This is a genomic window from Pseudomonas sp. P65(2024) (assembly GCF_057480955.1).
This window is the reverse complement of the sequence record NZ_JBLIYX010000009.1, coordinates 23,513-41,002: the sequence shown is the minus strand read 5'-3', so window position 1 is coordinate 41,002 and position 17,490 is coordinate 23,513. Positions and strand designations below refer to the sequence as shown.

General features: G+C 64.5%; 14 protein-coding genes and 1 other RNA gene. 10 read left to right on the top strand and 5 right to left on the bottom strand.

From position 1 onward, the window contains the following. Positions 1 to 69: 69 nt before the first annotated feature. The gene (locus tag AC25MA_RS14210; protein WP_088852537.1) at positions 70 to 1,407 is read left to right on the top strand and encodes an MATE family efflux transporter; all 1,338 of its coding nucleotides are present in this window, start codon (positions 70 to 72) and stop codon (positions 1,405 to 1,407) included. A 115-nt stretch (positions 1,408 to 1,522) separates the two neighbouring features. On the opposite strand, the gene AC25MA_RS14205 is transcribed toward AC25MA_RS14210, so the two are convergent. From AC25MA_RS14205 to AC25MA_RS14185, 5 genes are all read right to left on the bottom strand, one after another. Then, complete coding sequence (locus AC25MA_RS14205; protein ID WP_236179087.1) at positions 1,523 to 1,978, bottom strand: REP-associated tyrosine transposase; 456 nt, start codon at positions 1,976 to 1,978, stop codon at positions 1,523 to 1,525. Positions 1,979 to 2,186: 208 nt separating this feature from the next. Next, positions 2,187 to 4,100, bottom strand: coding sequence for an arginine decarboxylase (gene speA, locus AC25MA_RS14200; RefSeq protein ID WP_028691191.1), 1,914 nt, complete (start codon positions 4,098 to 4,100; stop codon positions 2,187 to 2,189). A gap of 153 nt (positions 4,101 to 4,253) precedes the next feature. After that, positions 4,254 to 4,625 (bottom strand): translation initiation factor Sui1, encoded by a 372-nt coding sequence (locus tag AC25MA_RS14195; RefSeq protein ID WP_062572770.1) that lies wholly within the window; start codon positions 4,623 to 4,625, stop codon positions 4,254 to 4,256. A 241-nt stretch (positions 4,626 to 4,866) separates the two neighbouring features. Continuing rightward, positions 4,867 to 5,403: an NUDIX hydrolase gene (locus AC25MA_RS14190; RefSeq protein ID WP_028691193.1), complete on the bottom strand. Its 537-nt coding sequence runs from the start codon at positions 5,401 to 5,403 to the stop codon at positions 4,867 to 4,869. Between the two features lies 1 nt (position 5,404). Continuing rightward, a complete protein-coding gene (locus tag AC25MA_RS14185; protein ID WP_486972129.1) occupies positions 5,405 to 6,472 on the bottom strand; it encodes a DUF2333 family protein in 1,068 nt (355 codons plus the stop codon). 249 nt (positions 6,473 to 6,721) lie between these two features. Between AC25MA_RS14185 and AC25MA_RS14180 the strand changes: the two genes are divergently transcribed. The 9 genes from AC25MA_RS14180 to AC25MA_RS14140 all read left to right on the top strand — a co-directional run bounded on the left by AC25MA_RS14180 (position 6,722) and on the right by AC25MA_RS14140 (position 17,358). Next, the gene (locus AC25MA_RS14180; RefSeq protein WP_028691195.1) at positions 6,722 to 8,338 is read left to right on the top strand and encodes a diguanylate cyclase; all 1,617 of its coding nucleotides are present in this window, start codon (positions 6,722 to 6,724) and stop codon (positions 8,336 to 8,338) included. A gap of 179 nt (positions 8,339 to 8,517) precedes the next feature. Continuing rightward, positions 8,518 to 10,479, top strand: a complete 1,962-nt coding sequence (locus tag AC25MA_RS14175) for a methyl-accepting chemotaxis protein (RefSeq protein WP_182322400.1) — start codon at positions 8,518 to 8,520, stop codon at positions 10,477 to 10,479. Positions 10,480 to 10,607: 128 nt separating this feature from the next. Beyond that, positions 10,608 to 12,365 (top strand): protein-disulfide reductase DsbD, encoded by a 1,758-nt coding sequence (locus tag AC25MA_RS14170; RefSeq protein ID WP_486972128.1) that lies wholly within the window; start codon positions 10,608 to 10,610, stop codon positions 12,363 to 12,365. Positions 12,366 to 12,542: 177 nt separating this feature from the next. Next, the gene (gene aroQ, locus AC25MA_RS14165; RefSeq protein WP_011535870.1) at positions 12,543 to 12,995 is read left to right on the top strand and encodes a type II 3-dehydroquinate dehydratase; all 453 of its coding nucleotides are present in this window, start codon (positions 12,543 to 12,545) and stop codon (positions 12,993 to 12,995) included. Between the two features lie 100 nt (positions 12,996 to 13,095). Then, entirely contained in the window at positions 13,096 to 13,563 is a 468-nt protein-coding gene (gene accB / locus AC25MA_RS14160; protein ID WP_028691198.1) for an acetyl-CoA carboxylase biotin carboxyl carrier protein, read from the top strand. Positions 13,564 to 13,580: 17 nt separating this feature from the next. Beyond that, positions 13,581 to 14,936: an acetyl-CoA carboxylase biotin carboxylase subunit gene (gene accC / locus AC25MA_RS14155; RefSeq protein WP_028691199.1), complete on the top strand. Its 1,356-nt coding sequence runs from the start codon at positions 13,581 to 13,583 to the stop codon at positions 14,934 to 14,936. 190 nt (positions 14,937 to 15,126) lie between these two features. Continuing rightward, positions 15,127 to 15,420 (top strand): hypothetical protein, encoded by a 294-nt coding sequence (locus tag AC25MA_RS14150; RefSeq protein ID WP_028691200.1) that lies wholly within the window; start codon positions 15,127 to 15,129, stop codon positions 15,418 to 15,420. Positions 15,421 to 15,525: 105 nt separating this feature from the next. Next, positions 15,526 to 15,917: a transfer-messenger RNA gene (gene ssrA, locus AC25MA_RS14145) on the top strand. A gap of 184 nt (positions 15,918 to 16,101) precedes the next feature. After that, positions 16,102 to 17,358 (top strand): integrase domain-containing protein, encoded by a 1,257-nt coding sequence (locus AC25MA_RS14140; protein WP_486972152.1) that lies wholly within the window; start codon positions 16,102 to 16,104, stop codon positions 17,356 to 17,358. Positions 17,359 to 17,490: the final 132 nt, after the last annotated feature.

Here is a 17,490-nt window from a genome sequence, read left to right as displayed (position 1 = left end):
CCTGGTCGGTACAATGGCGTATTTGATCTTGCAAGGGGGCGCGAAGCGGCCCTGCAACGAAGGATTCGCATGTCTTCACTGTCCACCGCCTGGCGCGACCGCCCCACCCACCACAAGGTCTGGGCCCTGGCCGCGCCGATGATCCTGTCCAACATCTCGGTGCCGCTGGTGGCGCTGGTCGACAGCACGGTGATCGGCCACCTGCCCCACGCCCACCAGCTGGGCGCGGTGGCCGTGGGCGCCACGCTGTTCACCTTCATGGTCGGCCTGATGGGCTTCCTGCGCATGGGCTCCACCGGCTTCGCCGCCCAGGCCGCCGGCCGCGCCGACGGCGCCGCGCTGCGTCAAGTGCTGGTGCAGGGGCTGCTGCTGGCACTGGCCTTCGCCCTGCTGATCGGCCTGCTCGCCCTGCCCTTCAGCCAGTTGGCGCTGCACGCGATGCAGCCCAGCGAGGCGCTGCATGCCTCCACCGAGGCATTCTTCCATACGCGCCTGCTCGGCCTGCCGGCGGCGCTGGCCAGCTACGCCCTGGTTGGCTGGTTCCTCGGCACGCAGAACGCCCGGGCGCCGCTGGCGATCCTGCTGACCACCAACCTGCTGAACATCGCCCTGAACCTGTGGTTCGTGCTCGGCCTGGACTGGGGCGTGGTCGGCTCGGCACGGGCCTCGGTGATCGCCGAGTGGTGCGCCGCCCTGCTCGGCCTGGCCCTCACCCGCCCGGCGCTGCGCGCCTACCCCGGGCATATCGCCTGGGCCGCGCTGAAGCGCTGGCAGGCCTGGCGGCCCTTGCTGGCGGTGAACCGCGATATCTTCCTGCGCAGCCTGGCGCTGCAGCTGGTTTTCCTGCTGTTGACCGTGCAGGGTGCACGGCTGGGTGAAGCGACGGTGGCGGCCAATGCCTTGCTGCTCAACGGGCTGATGCTCACCGCCTACGCCCTCGATGGCCTGGCCCATGCGGTCGAGGCGCTGTGTGGGCACGCCATCGGCGCCCGTGATCGCGATGCCCTGAAGCGGGCGCTTGCGGTGGCCTGCGGGTGGTCGTTGATCGTCAGCCTGGGGTTTGCGGTGCTGTTCCTGCTGGGCGGCCATCTGTTCATCGACCTGCAGACCGATATCGCCAGTGTGCGCGAGGCGGCGTATCCGTACTTGCCTTATCTGGCGGTGCTGCCGTTGGTGGCGGTGTGGAGTTATCTGCTGGATGGGCTGTTCATCGGCGCCACCCGGGCGCGAGAGATGCGCAATGCGATGCTGGTGTCGGTGGTGATCGCGTTGCCTGTGGCGGTTGTCATGCGTGGGTTCGGCAACCATGGGTTGTGGTTGTCCTTCTTGCTGTTCATGGCGCTGAGGGCGGTGACGCTGGGGTGGGTGGGGTGGCGGTTACAGCAACGGGATCGTTGGGTTCGGTGAAGCAGGGGGCGCTTTGCGCCCCTTTCGCGACACAAGGCCGCTCCCACAGGGATCGCGGTCATCTGTAGGAGCGGCCTTGTGTCGCGAAATGAGGGCGAAGCCCTTACCTGCGGGGTTACAGCCACACACAATCCCAATGTGAATACTCGCCGGCACGCTTGGCCAACCCTGCACGAATGGGATTGGCAACAATGTACCGGGCAACCGCTTTGACATCCTCTTCCCGCCGCAAGGCCCGGTCGTGATAACCGGTCTGCCAGATGTGCCGCCGTTCGACACCCTCGCGGTATAGCGCATTGCTGCTGCGAGATTTGAACGCACACATCAGTGTGCTCAGGTGGATGTGCCCAAGCTCGACAAGCCAATGCACATGGTCAGGCATCAGGACCCAAGCCAAGGTGCGACAAGCATGTTTCTGATCACAAAGGCGCATCTGGTTGACCACGACTCGGGCGAGATTGAAATCAGCGAACAGCGGTTTGCGGTCGCGGGTAGTGGTTGTCAGCAAATAGTGGCGCCCAGGCTCGGAAACTCGTCCTCGACGTAGAAGATGGGAGTGTGGGCTATCCATGTCGTGCTCCTTTGAACATTGCATTCAAAGTTAGCCGTGGTGGCAAGGTGGACAGCTACTGGATCATTTCTCGATGTGACTTCGGTGAGGGCTTCGCCCTCATTTCGCGACACAAGGCCGCTCCCACAGGTACCGGGATTCCATAAGGAATTGCAATACCTGTGGGAGCGGCCTTGTGTCGCGAAAGGCCCGCAACGCGGGCCCCAGCTTACGAAGACAAGTACGAAGACCGGGTCAACCCAAGCCGCAACGCATCAAGGAACTGCGTGCGCTCGCGCGCGGTGATCCGTGCGCTGGCCACCTTGTCGCGGTAGTGGGTCATCAACTCCTCCGGCGACAGGTGCACGTAGCGCAGCATGTCCTCGATGGTGTCGTGGGTCTCGATGCCGGCGTGGTACACGCTACCGTCGGCGTTCTGGTAGATGTTCACCGAGTCGGTGTCACCAAACAGGTTGTGCATGTCGCCGAGGATTTCCTGGTACGCGCCCACCAGGAACACGCCCAGCAGGTAGTCCTCGCCTTCCTTGACCGCGTGCACCGGCATGCTGGTCTCGATGCTCTGCTCGTCGACGTACTGGTTGATCTTGCCGTCGGAGTCGCAGGTCAAATCCTGCAGCACGGCGCGGCGCAGCGGCTCTTCGTCCAGACGGTGCAGCGGGATGATCGGCAGCACCTGGCCGATGGCCCAGGTGTCCGGCAAGCTCTGGAACACCGAGAAATTGCAGATGTACTTGTCGGCCAGCTTGTCGTTCAGCTCGTCCAGCACCTGGCGGTGCGAGCGCTGGCGGGCCTTGAGCGAGTTGTGCAGGCGGCGGCACACGGCGAAGTAGCACTGCTCGGCCAGGGCTTTTTCAGCCAGGGTCAGCTTGCCGTCGGCGTACTGCGCGGCCACGTCGCCCATGTAGTGGGTGGCACGCCAGTAGGTCTCGGTGACCATCTCGATGTCGGTGGGGCCGAGCAGGTCGGCCAGCCACTGCACGGTCTCGGGCAGCGACTCCTTGTTCTCGATGGTCGGCATCTCGTCGTTGTGGCTCTCGACGTCGGTCACCTGGATCACCAGCATGGCGTGGTGCGCGGTCAGCGAGCGGCCGCTCTCGGAGAAGATGTGCGGGTGCGGCAGGCCCTGCGCGTCGCAGAACTCCTTGAGCATCCCGACCACCACGCCGGCGTAGTCGTCCATGTCGTAGTTGATCGAGCTGGCGTTGCGCGAGTGGGTGCCGTCGTAGTCCACGCCCAGGCCGCCGCCAACGTCGATGTGATCGACCGGCAGGCCCAGGGCGCGCAGCTCGCCGTAGTAGCGGATGGCTTCCTTGAAGCCGTGCTGGTAGTCGGCCAGATTGGCGATCTGCGACCCCATGTGGAAGTGCAGCAGGCGGATGCCCTGGTCGAGCCCGGCGTCACGGAAGCGCTGCACCACCGAAATCAGCTGGGCGGCGGACAGGCCGAACTTGGACTTCTCGCCCCCGGTGTCGGCCCACTTGCTCGAGGCCAGCGACGACAGGCGCACGCGCAGGCCGACCTGTGGCTTGACCTTCAGCTCCGCGGCTTCCTCGATCACCAGGGCGACCTCGGATTCCTTCTCGATGACGATGAACACGTTGTGGCCGAGCTTCTGGCCCATCAGCGCCAGGCGGATGAACTCGCGGTCCTTGTAGCCGTTGCAGACGATGGTGCCGCCCTTCGGCGCCAGCGCCAGCACCGCCAGCAGCTCGGGCTTGGAGCCGGCTTCCAGGCCGATGGAGACGTTCTGGGTGGCGATGATGTTCTCGACCACCGCTTCCTGCTGGTTGACCTTGATCGGGTACAGCGCGGTGTACTGGCTCTGGTACTCCAGGCGCGCGATGTTGGCGTCGAAGGCGCCGGTCAGCTGGCGCACGCGGTCCTGCAGGATGTCGGGGAAACGCACCAGCAGCGGCAGCGACAGACCGCTCTGGCGCAGCTCCTGGACCTGCTCGAACAGGTCGATCGGCGCGCTGTCCGGGCCGTTGGGGCGCACTTCGACGCGCCCGGCTTCATTGATGGCGAAATAACCAGCGCCCCAATGGCGGATGCCATAAACACTGCGGCTGTCGGCCACGGTCCACTGGCTACCATCGTCTTTGCGTGTGCGTCGTACGGACATTCAAGTCCCCTGTATGAAAAGTCGATAACACGGCCCCGCTAAGGGCGCAGGCAGTGTAGATACTGAAAATGACGATTCTTCCGTGTCCAGGCATAGACCCTGGCCACCGGAACGAGTTTAGAAAGCACTGGGCAAAAAATCGCGCGGCGGCACTTAGCCGCCGGATTTCTTCGCCTTGAAGCCCTGCTTGATCAGCTCGGCGAGCAACAGCTCGACGTGGTCGCCCTGGATTTCGATGACGCCGTCCTTGAGCGCACCGCCGGTGCCACAGCGACGCTTGAGCGTGCTGGCAAGTTCCTTGAGCGGCTCCAGCGCCAGCGGCACACCGGTGATGGTGGTCACGGTCTTGCCGCCACGGCCTTTGCTTTCACGGCGCACACGGGCAATGCCGTCGCCTTCGGGGATGACCTGCTGCTTGCAGACACAAGCGTCCACCGGCTGGCCACAGTCGGGACAGTGCCGACCGGCATCGGTGGAATATACGAGACCGCCAAGGGCGGCGAGGGAAGAAGCTTTCTTGGCCACTTTTGTTCCTCGGTGCTGAGGACAAAAACTGGTCGGCGGGAGCCGACCGCGAAGCCCCACTCTGGCAGGGGCGGCGCTACTGCCGCAAGGTCATGCGACAGCCCGAAAAGGGCGCGCAGTGTAACGATAAATCTGGCTGTTGCTAAGTACAGGATTGCGCCATTTTACGAAAGTTTTGCGACCTTCCGGCCACTGGGGCCCTTTCGCGACTCCGGGCGCTCCCCAGGGGCAGCGCAGTCCATCAGATCAGGCCAGCCTGGTACCGCTGCAACGCCACCAGCGAGTCCGGGCAATACGGTCGCTGCGCGCTTTCGGCCTGGGCCTGCTCGACGCTGATGAACCGCGCCTCGATGACCTCCTCGGGCTGCAAGCGCAGCGCCCCGTCCCACACCGCCGAATACACCGCGCACCACAGGCGGTTGCCCGGCTGCTCGAAGTAGAACGTCTCGTGAAAACGCAACTCGACGCCGCTCACCCCCAGCTCCTCGGCCAGCTCCCGGGCCGCCGAGTCGGCGTAGGACTCCTGCCCCCCCACCATGCCGCCGGCCGCCACATCCCAGTACCCGGGATACAACGCCTTGCTCAGTGTGCGCCGGTGCACACACAGCTCGCCGGCACCGTTGAACAGCAGGATGAACGTGCAGCGCCCGATCAGGCCGCGCTCACGCAGCTCGGCCCGTGGCAGGGCGCCGAGCAGTTGGTCATGCTCGTCGACCCACGCCACCAGTTCGGCGTCGGAGGCCGCGCGGTGCGCGACCTCGGCAGGATTGACCGGCATATCAGCCCTGGGACAGCAGTTGGCGCAGGTCGATGACCGCGGCGTTGGCCCGGGAGATGTAGTTGGCCATCACCAGCGAGTGGTTGGCCCACACGCCAAAGCCGCTGCCGTTGAGCACCATCGGGCTCCACAGCGCTTCCTGCGAGGCTTCCAGCTCGCGGATGATCTGCCGCACGCTGACCGTGGCGTTCTTCTTCGCCAGCACGTCGGCGAAGTCGACCTCGATGGCGCGCAGCAGGTGCGACAGCGCCCAGGCCTGGCCGCGGGCTTCGTAGAACACGTTGTCGATCTGCAGCCACGGGGTCTCGACCACTTCTTCGTCGACCTGCGGCGCCTGGCCAGGGGCCACGGCCTCGGTCTTCAGGGTGTTGTTCAGCTTGACCCGGCCGACGCTGGCCGACAGGCGCTGGGACAGCGAGCCCAGGCGGGTGGCCACGTCGCCCAGCCAGTTGTTCAGGTTGTCGGCGCGGGTGTAGAAGATCGCGCCCTGGTCACCCTTGGCCAGACGGGTCTGGTAACGGTTCAGCGACTTGATGCCCTCTTCGAACTCCGACTCGCTCGACGGCAGGATCCAGCTCTTGTTGTCGAAGTTGAAACGCGGCTCGGCCTTGGCCAGGTCGGCGTCCTCGGTCGACTGCGACTGGGAGCGGGCGAAGTCCTTGCGCAGGGCACGGGACAGGTCGCGCACCTGGACCAGCACGCCGTACTCCCAGCTCGGCATGTTGTCCATCCACAGCCCCGGCGGGAAGCGGTCGTTGGAAATATAGCCGCCCGGCTTGTCGAGCAAAGTGCCGGCGACGGTCTTGAGAGTCTCGACGGTGGTGTAGCCGATGACCATCTGCTGGCCGTTGCGCTCGGCGGCGGCCTGGGCGTTCTGCTGCACCGGGAACAGCTCGGGCTCCTGGCTCCAGTACCAGCCCAGGCCGATGCACACCAGCAGGTAGAGGCCGATCAGGGTCCCCAGGGCACGGCTCCAGAGGCCGCCAAGGTAGCTATGGGTGGCAGCGCCGCGGGTTTCGACCCGCTCACGGGGCTCGGCCTTGGCCTCGCGGTTTTTCCAATCCAGCATGGCATTGTCCTTAATCAGTCACGAACGGTTCAGGGCTTGGACCACAGGCCTCGGCCAGGGTGCCACGACAAGCCCGCATGCCAGCACTATAAAGCAGACGCCGCCATTCGTATAAGCGACCATCGGGTCGGCAACTGAATGACGGTCCTTGAGCACTTTGTTGACCCCAGGCACTCGCTTGTCGGAAAAGGGGTGCTAGCATAGAGCCATCATTGAACCTGCGCCCTCCCACTCATAAGTAGTCAGGACATGACCCAGCCAGCCGAGCCGAGCCACGAACGCCTCAAGCAGCATTTTGCCCAGCGGGTGATCCACCAGGCCCGGCAGATCCTCGAGATCTGGCAGCGCCTGCAGCGTGGCGAGTGGTCCAGCGGCGACCTGGGCGAGCTGTGCGAGGCCAACCTGCGTCTGCAGCGCTACGCCGAACGCTTCGAGCAGCCCGAGCACGGCAGCCTGTCGACGGCCATCGGCCAGACCCTGCGCGCCATCGAGGCCAACAGCGCGCGGCTCAATTCCGAACTGATCAGCGAACTCAACCGCCTGATGCAGCGCCTGTCGCGCACCGGCCTGCGCAAGGGCGACCAGCTCGACAACGTGCCCCTGCCGCCACTGCGCAAGCCGGTGTACATCGTCCTGCAGGACCATGAACGCGCCGAGCGCCTGGCCCAGCAGCTGGAGTTCTTCGGCCTGAGCGTGCAGGCGCTGTGCAGCGCCGAGGCGTTCCAGGCGTCGATGAGCGAGCGCCTGCCCTCGGCCATCGTCATGGATGTGGACTTCACTGGCGCCGGCGTCGGCCTGCAGCTGGCGGCCCAAGCCCAGCAGGGGCTGGAGCAGCCGGTGCCGCTGCTGTTCTTCTGCTTGCACGAGACCGACACCCCGACCCGCCTGGCCGCCGTGCGCGCCGGCGGCCAGGAGTTCCTCACCGGCACCCTGGACGCCTCCAGCCTGCTGGAGAAGCTCGAGCTGTTGACCAGCGCCACCCAGTACGACCCGTTCCGCGTGCTGGTGATCGACGACTCCCGCGCCCAGGCCCTGCATACCGAGCGCCTGCTCAACAGCGCCGGGATCATCACCCGCACCCTGACCGAGCCGATCCGCACCATGAGCGAGCTGGCCGACTTCCAGCCCGACCTGATCATCCTCGATATGTACATGCCCGAGTGCACCGGCCCTGAGCTGGCCAAGGTGATCCGCCACAATGACCGCTACGTCAGCGTGCCAATCATCTACCTGTCGGCCGAGGACGACCTGGACAAGCAGCTCGACGCCATGAGCGAAGGCGGCGACGACTTCCTCACCAAGCCGATCCGCTCGCGGCACCTGGTGACCACCGTGCGCAACCGTGCCGCCCGCGCTCGCCACCTCAAGGCGCGGATGGTCCGCGACAGCCTCACCGGGCTGTACAACCACACCCATATCCTGCAGCTGCTCGAGGACTGCAGCTTCCGCGCCCGCCGCGAAGCGCAGCCGCTGAGTTTCGCCATGCTCGATATCGACCACTTCAAGAAAATCAACGACCGCCACGGCCACCCCATGGGCGACCGGGTGATCAAGAGCCTGGCGCTGTTCCTCAAGCAGCGCCTGCGCAAGACCGACTTCATCGGCCGCTACGGCGGCGAGGAGTTCGCCATCGTCATGCCCAATACCGGACTGGACGCGGCGCACAAGGTGCTCGACGAAATCCGTCGACGTTTTGCCGAGATCCATTACCCGGCCCAGCCCCACGACCTGCAGTGCACCTTCAGCGCCGGGGTGGTGCAGCTGGACGAGCAGCTCGACGCGCTGACCATGGCCAGCGCCGCGGACGAAGCGCTGTACCGCGCCAAGCATGCCGGACGCAACTGCGTGGTGCGGGTCGAGCCTTAGCCCCCTGTGGGAGCCGGCTTGCCGGACAGAGGCCGGCGCAGGAAAACCACAGCAGAAGCCAATACCGGCACTGTGCCACTTTTTTATGGCGCCAGCCCTCCGTCGTCATCACCCCGTCACAAAATCGCAATAACTTCAGGGCCGACTTCTCCACTCCCCTCCGCAGGAAGTTCGCGGCTATGCGCCTGAAGTGGCTGACCAATTTCAACACCCTGTTGCTGGTGACCGTGTGTATTGCCCTGGGCGCGACCCTGTGGTGGTCGCAACGCGCCCTGGAACGTCCCTATCAACTGATGGAGCGCTACCTGGGCCTGTCACAGCAGTTCCAGAACGATGCCGCGCGCAACATCCAGGCCTACCTGGGCAGCGGCGACGCCCTGCGCCACGCGGCGGCCATGGAGGCCAACACTCAGTTGCAGGCGGCACTGGCCGACTGGCCAGAGCCTTTGTCGGCCAAGCTGCGCCCGAGCCTGGACAGCCTGCAGGGCTTCACCGCCAACGAACTGCTCGCCGCCGGCAAGTTGGCCGGCGATCCCCAGGCCCTGCTGCTGCAAGCCGAGCGGGAGCTGGGGGCGAACCTCGAACAACTGGCCAGCTACGCCCGCGACAGCGCCAGCAGCGACGCCGGCCGCTACCTGACGCCGCTGCTGGAGGCCTCCGTGCACCTGGGCCGGCTGTCCCTGGCCCGGGACAAGCTGGTCAGCAGCGGCCGCGCCGAACTGGCCGCCGAGGTGGAGCGCGAACTGCAACTGATCACCGCCCAGGCCCAGGCCATCGATGACCTGCCGCTGCTGGGGGTGACCCGCGCCGCCGAGTCCAACGCCGACGACTTCGCCGCGATGATGGGCCTGGAATCCCAGGCCAGCAGCCAGCAGGAAGACGTCGCCGTGGGCCTGAAGCGCGAGCTGCACAGCCTGCTCGGCCGCTACCCCGGCGAATTGCAGCGCACCCGCGAACAGATCGAGCGCCGCGCCGCCCTGGCCGCCAGCACCGGCGAGCGCCTGGAAGCGGTGCAGCAGGCCATCGCCGGCCTCGAGCCCGAGGTGCGCGGCCTGCACGCCACCATCGCCGGCGAAGTGCGCCTGATCCAGGGCCTGATGATCGGCCTGATCCTGCTGATCGCCCTGCTGATCGACACCCTGCAGCGCCGCCTGGCACGCACCCTGACCAGCCTGGCCCCGGCATTGTCGCGCTGGGCCGAGGGCGATTTCGCCCAGGCCATCGCCCTGGGCCGCACCAACCGCGAGCTGCACGATATCCAGGAGTCGCTGAACCGCCTGCGCCAGTACCTGGTGGAACTGGTCGGTACCATCCGCCACAACGCCGAGCAGGTGGCCGGCAGCAGCCATGCCCTGGCCGGTATGAGCAGCGCCCTGCACGACGGCGCCGAGCGCCAGGCCGGCGACACGGCGCAGATCCGCGACGCCCTGGGCGAGCTGGAGGCGACCATCCAGCAGGTGGCCGGCGATGCCAGCGCCGCCGCCGAGGCCAGCCGCGATGCTGGCCGGGCCGTGGAGCAGGGCCAGACGGTGATCGGCCAGAGCCTTTCCGGCCTGCGTTCGCTGGTCGACGAGGTGCAGGGCAACGCGCGGATGATCGAGCAACTGGCGGAAGAGTCGGCGACCATCGGTGGCGTGCTCACGGTGATCCGGGCGATTGCCGAACAGACCAACCTGCTGGCCCTCAATGCCGCCATCGAAGCGGCCCGGGCCGGCGAGATGGGCCGTGGCTTCGCCGTGGTCGCGGATGAAGTGCGCTCGCTGGCCCAGCGCACCACCGGCGCCACCGGCGAGATCCAGGCGCTGATCGACCGCCTGCAGCAGGCCGCCCGCAGTTCGGTGGACGGCATGCGCACCCAGCTGGAACACGCCGAGGCCACGGCCAACCAGGCGCAGTCGGCCGATGGCGCGCTGGACGCGATCGTCAGTGCCATCCGCACCATTGCCGACACGGCGGTGCGGATCGCCGATGTGACCGCGCAGCAAACCGGGGCGGTGAGCGAGATCCGCGACCACAGCGAACGGATTCATGAGCTGGGCGAGGACAACCTGCAGCGCATTGGCGAAGGGCGTGAGCAGGGCGAGCAGTTGCTCAAGCTGGGGGGCGAGTTGAATACGGCGGTGCGGGCGTTCAGGCTCTAACCCCTGCTTGATGGCAGAGGGACGCGAACCCTCTAGGAGCGGCCTTGTGTCGCGATGGGCCGCGCAGCGGCCCCAATTTCGGCCAACTCCGCTATCATGCCCGCCACGTTCCACCTCGCGAGTCCGCCATGCGCCGCCTGTTTTTCCTGCTGCTCCTGCTGCTGGCCAGCCCCGTCTTCGCCACGGGCCTGCTCGACAACCGCCCCAGCGCCACCCTCGGCGCCGCCTCCAACAGCGCTGACTTCCTGCCCGTGCACGAAGCCTTCAAGCTCAGCCTGGTCCAGGCCGACGCCCAGACCGTCAAACTGCGCTTCGTCGCCACCGACGGCTACTACCTCTACCGCCACCGCTTCCAGTTCCGCACCGAACCCGCGGACATCCGCCTGGGCGCGCCGAACATCCCCAAGGGCGAGGCCAAGCACGACGAGTTCTTCGGCGATGTCGAGGTGTACCACGGCGTGCTCGACATCGAGCTGCCGCGCAACGACCCGCGCGCCTTCACCCTGCTGGTGGGCTACCAGGGCTGCGCCGACAAGGGCCTGTGCTATCCGCCGGAAACCGCGCGACTGAGCATCGACGGCCAAGGCGCCCCGCTGCCGGCAACCGTCGAGCAGGGCTGGACCTGGAAATCGCTGCTGCTGTTCTTCCTCGCCGGGGTCGGCCTGACCTTCACCCCCTGCGTGCTGCCGATGCTGCCGATCCTCTCCGGCGTGGTCCTGCGCGGCCAGGTCGGCGGCCTGCGTGGGCTGTCGCTGTCGCTGGCCTATGTGCTGCCGATGGCGGCGAGCTTCGCCGTGCTCGGTGCGCTGATGGGCCTGTTCGGCGCCGGCCTGAACCTGCAGGCACGTCTGCAGTCGGCCTGGGTGCTGGTGCCGTTCGCCGCGTTCTTCGTGCTGTTCGCCCTGGCCATGTTCGGCCTGTTCGACATCAAGCTGCCGCAGGCCCTGAGCAGCCGCCTGGACAACCTCGCCCACCGCACCAAGGGCGGCTCGCTGCTCGGCGCGGCTGTGCTCGGCGTGCTGTCCAGCCTGCTGGTCTCGCCCTGCGTGTCGGCGCCGCTGGCCGGCGCCTTGCTGTATATCAGCGCCAGCGGCGACGCCCTGGGCGGCGCGCTGAAACTCTTCGCCCTGGGCCTGGGCATGGGCGCGCCGTTGCTGCTGGTGGCCACCGGCGGCGCAGCCTGGCTGCCGAAGAGCGGGCCGTGGATGAATACGGTGAAGAACGCCATCGGCGTATTGCTGCTGGGCCTGGCCATCGGCCTGCTCAGCCGCGTGCTGCCGGGGCCAGCCACCCTGCTGCTGGTCGGCCTGCTGGCCGCCGGCGTGGCGCTGTTCCTCGGCGCCCTGGAGTTCGTGGTCAAGACCCCGCGCCAGCGCCTGGCGCAACTGCTGGGCCTGGCGCTGCTGGTGTATGCCCTGGCCTGCTGGTATGGCGCCCTGAGTGGCCAGGGCGACCCGCTGCGTCCGCTGCCGCCACCCACCGTGGCCGGCAGCCCCGTAGCGGCCAAGGCCGACGCCTGGCAGACCATCACCAGCCCCGCTGCCCTCGACGCCGCCCTGGCCGAGGCCAAAGCCGCTGGCCAGCCAGTGCTGCTCGACTGGTACGCCGACTGGTGCATCAGCTGCAAGGTGATCGAGCACGAAGTGCTCAACGCGCCGCAGGTCCAGCCGCAACTGGGCGCCTTCCGCCTACTGCGCTTCGACATCACCGAGAGCAACGCGCAACAACGCGCCCTGCTCGACCGCTACCGGTTGTTCGGCCCTCCCGCGCTGATGTTCTTTGCCGCGAACGGCAGCGAAATGACCACCGATCGGGTCATCGGCGAGATAAACGCCGGCGATTTCGCCCAGGTATTGACGCGCGTGCGCGGCCAACTCGGGCTATAACTTCCCGCGTCCAGTGAAAAAACCCCGCAGCAGTGACCAGACTTAATCATCTGGTCACATACTTTGCGCGAATCTCGGACATCGTGCTGGCTATTGCCGGGAACTGGACACTCAGCGCCGCTTGCGGCATAGTCGCCGCGCTATGTCGAATTGCCCTACAAAACCAAGGAATCGCAGATGGCAACGCTACTGGTGCTGCACGGCCCCAACCTGAACCTGCTCGGGACCCGCGAACCGGGCCACTACGGCGCCGCCACCCTGGCCCAGATCAATCAGGACCTGGAGCAACGCGCCCGCGCCGCCGGCCACCATCTGCAATACCTGCAGAGCAATGCCGAATACGAATTGATCGACCGCATCCATGCCGCGCGCAACGAAGGCGTGGACTTCATCCTGATCAATCCGGCCGCTTTCACCCACACAAGCGTCGCATTACGTGACGCATTGCTTGCGGTGAGCATCCCATTCATCGAAGTGCACCTCTCGAACGTGCACAAGCGTGAACCGTTCCGCCACCACTCCTACTTTTCCGATGTTGCCGTAGGGGTGATCTGCGGCCTCGGTGCCACCGGTTACCGGCTGGCCCTGGAGTCCGCGCTGGAACACCTGGCTGCCAACGCACAGCCCTGATGACACAAGGCCTTGGCCCTTCAGGCCGAGGCTCATGAAGAAACGTTTTAGACACGTTTTAAAAATACGTCCCCGACCGAACCTTGGGAGTTGATGATTAATGGATATCCGTAAAGTCAAGAAGCTGATCGAACTGCTGGAAGAGTCTGGCATCGACGAACTGGAGATCAAGGAAGGCGAAGAGTCCGTTCGCATCAGCCGCCACAGCAAGACCCCGGCCGGCGCCCAGTACTTCGCCGCTCCGGCACCGATGGCCGCTCCGGTTGCCGCCGCAGCACCTGTTGCCGCCGCCGCCCCGGCCGCTGAAGCCGCCGCCGCCGCGCCTGCCCTGAAAGGCACCGTTGTTCGTTCGCCAATGGTCGGCACCTTCTATCGCAAGCCTTCGCCAACCTCGGCCAACTTCGCCGAAGTCGGCCAGGCCGTGAAGAAAGGCGACACCCTGTGCATCGTCGAAGCCATGAAAATGATGAACCACATCGAAGCCGAGATCGGCGGTGTGATCGACGCCATCCTGGTGGAAGACGGCCAGCCGGTTGAGTACGACCAGCCGCTGTTCACCATCGTTTGATTCGCGGAGAACCAACGATGTCTGGGAAGCTTGAAAAAGTCCTGATCGCCAACCGTGGGGAAATTGCCCTGCGGATCCTGCGTGCCTGCAAAGAGCTGGGCATCAAGACCGTCGCCGTGCACTCCACGGCCGACCGTGAACTGATGCACCTGGGCCTGGCAGACGAGTCGGTCTGCATCGGCCCTGCATCGTCCAAGGATTCGTACCTGCACATTCCGGCGATCATCGCCGCCGCCGAAGTGACAGGCGCCACCGCCATCCACCCGGGCTACGGCTTCCTCGCGGAAAACGCCGATTTCGCCGAGCAGGTGGAAAAATCCGGCTTCGCCTTCATCGGCCCGAAAGCCGATACCATCCGCCTGATGGGCGACAAGGTGTCGGCCAAGGACGCGATGATCAAGTCGGGCGTACCGACCGTGCCAGGTTCCGACGGCCCGCTGCCGGAGGACGAAGAGGTTGCCCTGGCAATCGCCCGTGACGTCGGCTACCCGGTGATCATCAAGGCCGCCGGTGGCGGCGGTGGTCGCGGCATGCGCGTGGTGCACAAGGAAGAGGACCTGATCGCCTCGGCCAAGCTGACCCGCACCGAAGCCGGTGCCGCGTTCGGCAACCCGATGGTCTACCTGGAGAAGTTCCTGACCAACCCACGTCACGTGGAAGTGCAGGTGCTGTCCGACGGCCAGGGCAACGCCGTGCACCTGGGCGACCGTGACTGCTCGCTGCAGCGCCGTCACCAGAAAGTCCTGGAAGAAGCCCCGGCCCCGGGCATCGACGAGAAGGCCCGTCAGGAAGTCTTCAAGCGTTGCGTCGACGCCTGCATCGAGATCGGCTACCGCGGTGCCGGTACCTTCGAGTTCCTGTACGAGAACGGCCGCTTCTACTTCATCGAGATGAACACCCGCGTCCAGGTCGAGCACCCGGTCTCGGAGATGGTCACCGGCATCGACATCGTCAAGGAGATGCTGAGCATCGCCGCTGGCAACAAGCTGTCGTTCCGCCAGGAAGACGTGGTGATTCGCGGTCACTCGCTGGAGTGCCGGATCAACGCCGAAGACCCGAAGAAGTTCATCCCGAGCCCAGGCAAGGTGAAGCACTTCCACGCCCCGGGCGGCAACGGCGTGCGCGTCGATTCGCACCTGTACAGCGGCTACTCGGTTCCGCCGAACTATGATTCGTTGATCGGCAAGCTGATCACCTACGGCAAGGACCGCGACGAAGCCATGGCGCGCATGCGCAATGCCCTGGACGAGATCGTCGTCGACGGCATCAAGACCAACATCCCGCTGCACCGTGACTTGGTGCGTGATGAAGGTTTCTGCAAAGGCGGCGTCAACATCCACTACCTCGAGCACAAACTGGCCAACCAGGAGTGATCGCGTTAGCGTGATGAAAAAGCCCCGGCCCCGTGCCGGGGTTTTTTATTTCTGCACATCTCAAAACCTTGGGACCGTGGGAGCGGGCTTGCCCCGCGATTCAACGGCACCAAACCCAATGGAACCCCGCCCAAACCCACGCAGTCCACCGATCAGGCCCACCTTCCCGAGGCCTCACAAGGAGACTCCCATGAAAGGCACTGCGCTATCCGCCCTGTTCGCGGCCGCCACCCTGCTGGCCTCGCCTGTGTTCGCCGCCGACGACCTGTGCGCCATGAACCTGCAGAAGATCGACGACAGCATGGCCACCGCTGGCGCCACTTCCGAAGGCCTGGACAAGGCCATCACCGAGCATGTAGACCAAGCCAAGGCCGCCCAGGCCAAAGGCGACACCAAGGAATGCATCGCCATCACCAGCAAGGTGCTCGAGCGCCTGGACAAGACCGAGAAAGGCAGCGGCTCGGCCGGTGGCAGCGGTACCTAGACCCTGCGCGCACGTGGGCGGCCGAACCTTCTGTCGACGCCGCCCGCGTAAGCGCGTATACTCGGCCTTGCGTGCTGAAAGGCACGTTCAGCTAGAGCTGAGTGTGGGGCCGATTAGGATTCGACGCCGGTAGCGAAACTCTAGGTGCATGCCGAGTTGGTAACAGAACTCGTAAATCCACTGTTGCAACTTTCTATAGTTGCCAATGACAGCCAATACGAGGACTACGCTATCGCTGCGTAAGCAGCCTAGCCCGTTCTCCTGGTAGCTTCGGCTCCAGCAATCATCAGGGGATGCCTGTAAACCCGAAATGATTGTCATACAGAACAGGATCGTCGTGCAGCACGTTGGGGGCGAAGCGACTAAAACTTACCCAACTCATCCAAAGCACCCTGCCCGTCGGGCGGCTGCGGATTAAATCAGTAGACACGGCTAAGCATGTAGTACCGACAGCGGAGTACTGGCGGACGGGGGTTCAAATCCCCCCGGCTCCACCACATTAACATCTAAAGACGTCCACGGACGTCTTTTTTTGTGCCTGAATGCCAGAGAATACGTGGCTTTCAAGGCCATCGGCGTCCACGAACGTCCATGAGCAGCTACGCCTTTTGGCATTCCAAATGGCATTCCAAACTCGTAGGTGCTAATTTTTGGAATGCCAAAATCAAGTCTGGAATGCCAATGTGCGCACAAGCTACCCGTCTCTCTGAACTCAAAGTCAAATCTGCCAAGCCTGCTGAAAAGGACTACGTCCTATTTGATGGCGGCGGACTTCAAATGCGAGTGAGAAGCAATGGCTCTAAGCTATGGAACTTCAATTACCGACACCCTGTGACGAAGAAGCGGATCAACATGGGACTGGGAACCTTCCCCGAAGTGTCGTTGGCGCAAGCACGTAAGAGTTCCGTTGAAGCGAGGGAAGCACTTGCCCACGGCATCGACCCTAAAGAGAAACGGGATGCTGTGCTGCAAGCTAAACAAGCTGCAACTGAGCACACACTCCAGAATGTGGCGACGTCCTGGTATGAACTGAAGAAGGATGCTGTGACGCCGGCCTACGCTGAGGACATCTGGCGCTCGCTAACATTGCACATATTCCCGGACTTGGGCTCCACACCGATCTCAGCCATCCGCGCACCGCAAGTCATCAATCTGCTCCGACCACTCGAAACCAAGGGTAGCCTTGAAACCGTGAAGCGACTGACGCAGCGGCTCAACGAGATCATGACCTACGGGGTCAACTCGGGACTGATTCACGCGAACCCGCTCAGCGGTATCCGCTCCGTCTTCAAGAAACCGAAAAAGAAAAACATGGCGGCTCTACCCCCCGATGAGCTGAAAGAGCTCATGGTGGCAATCGCCAATGCCAGCATAAAAAGAACAACCCGCTGCCTGATCGAGTGGCAGCTCCACACCATGACCCGGCCAGTCGAGGCAGCAACCACTCGCTGGGCAGATATCGACATTGAGAAGAAGATCTGGACGATCCCTGCGGAGCGCATGAAGAAACGCCGAACGCACATTGTCCCGCTCACGGAGCAGTCTCTCGCGCTCCTGGAAGCGATCAAGGCCTACAGTGGACATCGGGAGTATGTGTTCCCCGCAGACCGAAACCCTCGTACCCACTGCAACAGCCAAACCGCCAATATGGCACTGAAACGCATGGGTTTCGAAGGGCGCCTGGTAAGCCATGGGATGCGCTCTATGGCGAGCACCATCCTCAACGAGCACGGCTGGGATCCTGAATTGATCGAGGTTGCGCTTGCCCACGTCGATAAAGACGAGGTACGTAGCGCGTACAATCGAGCAGATTACATAGAACGCAGACGCCCCATGATGGCGTGGTGGAGCGACCACATCCAGGAAGCTGCTACAGGCAACCTGTCGGTGTCAGCCATAAGAGAAAATCAAGATAAAAAAGTCATCTCGATACGTTGACCCAACGTCAGTGCCTGCGAAATTGCGCTTCGCTTGACCACCCGTTTGCATTCGACCCGACCAACGATTTCATCGGGTTTGACTGTTGACCCTAATTGAAAGTTGACCCACCGGGGCGGGCCAGTTTTCGGT

Coding starts and splice junctions, on each gene's coding strand:
- AC25MA_RS14140 (WP_486972152.1), top strand. CDS start 16,102: ATGTGCGCACAAGCTACCCGTCTCTCTGAACTCAAAGTCAAATCTGCC.
- accC (WP_028691199.1), top strand. CDS start 13,581: ATGTCTGGGAAGCTTGAAAAAGTCCTGATCGCCAACCGTGGGGAAATT.
- aroQ (WP_011535870.1), top strand. CDS start 12,543: ATGGCAACGCTACTGGTGCTGCACGGCCCCAACCTGAACCTGCTCGGG.
- accB (WP_028691198.1), top strand. CDS start 13,096: ATGGATATCCGTAAAGTCAAGAAGCTGATCGAACTGCTGGAAGAGTCT.
- AC25MA_RS14170 (WP_486972128.1), top strand. CDS start 10,608: ATGCGCCGCCTGTTTTTCCTGCTGCTCCTGCTGCTGGCCAGCCCCGTC.
- AC25MA_RS14175 (WP_182322400.1), top strand. CDS start 8,518: ATGCGCCTGAAGTGGCTGACCAATTTCAACACCCTGTTGCTGGTGACC.
- AC25MA_RS14205 (WP_236179087.1), bottom strand. CDS start 1,978: ATGGATAGCCCACACTCCCATCTTCTACGTCGAGGACGAGTTTCCGAG.
- speA (WP_028691191.1), bottom strand. CDS start 4,100: ATGTCCGTACGACGCACACGCAAAGACGATGGTAGCCAGTGGACCGTG.
- AC25MA_RS14185 (WP_486972129.1), bottom strand. CDS start 6,472: ATGCTGGATTGGAAAAACCGCGAGGCCAAGGCCGAGCCCCGTGAGCGG.
- AC25MA_RS14190 (WP_028691193.1), bottom strand. CDS start 5,403: ATGCCGGTCAATCCTGCCGAGGTCGCGCACCGCGCGGCCTCCGACGCC.
- AC25MA_RS14150 (WP_028691200.1), top strand. CDS start 15,127: ATGAAAGGCACTGCGCTATCCGCCCTGTTCGCGGCCGCCACCCTGCTG.
- AC25MA_RS14180 (WP_028691195.1), top strand. CDS start 6,722: ATGACCCAGCCAGCCGAGCCGAGCCACGAACGCCTCAAGCAGCATTTT.
- AC25MA_RS14210 (WP_088852537.1), top strand. CDS start 70: ATGTCTTCACTGTCCACCGCCTGGCGCGACCGCCCCACCCACCACAAG.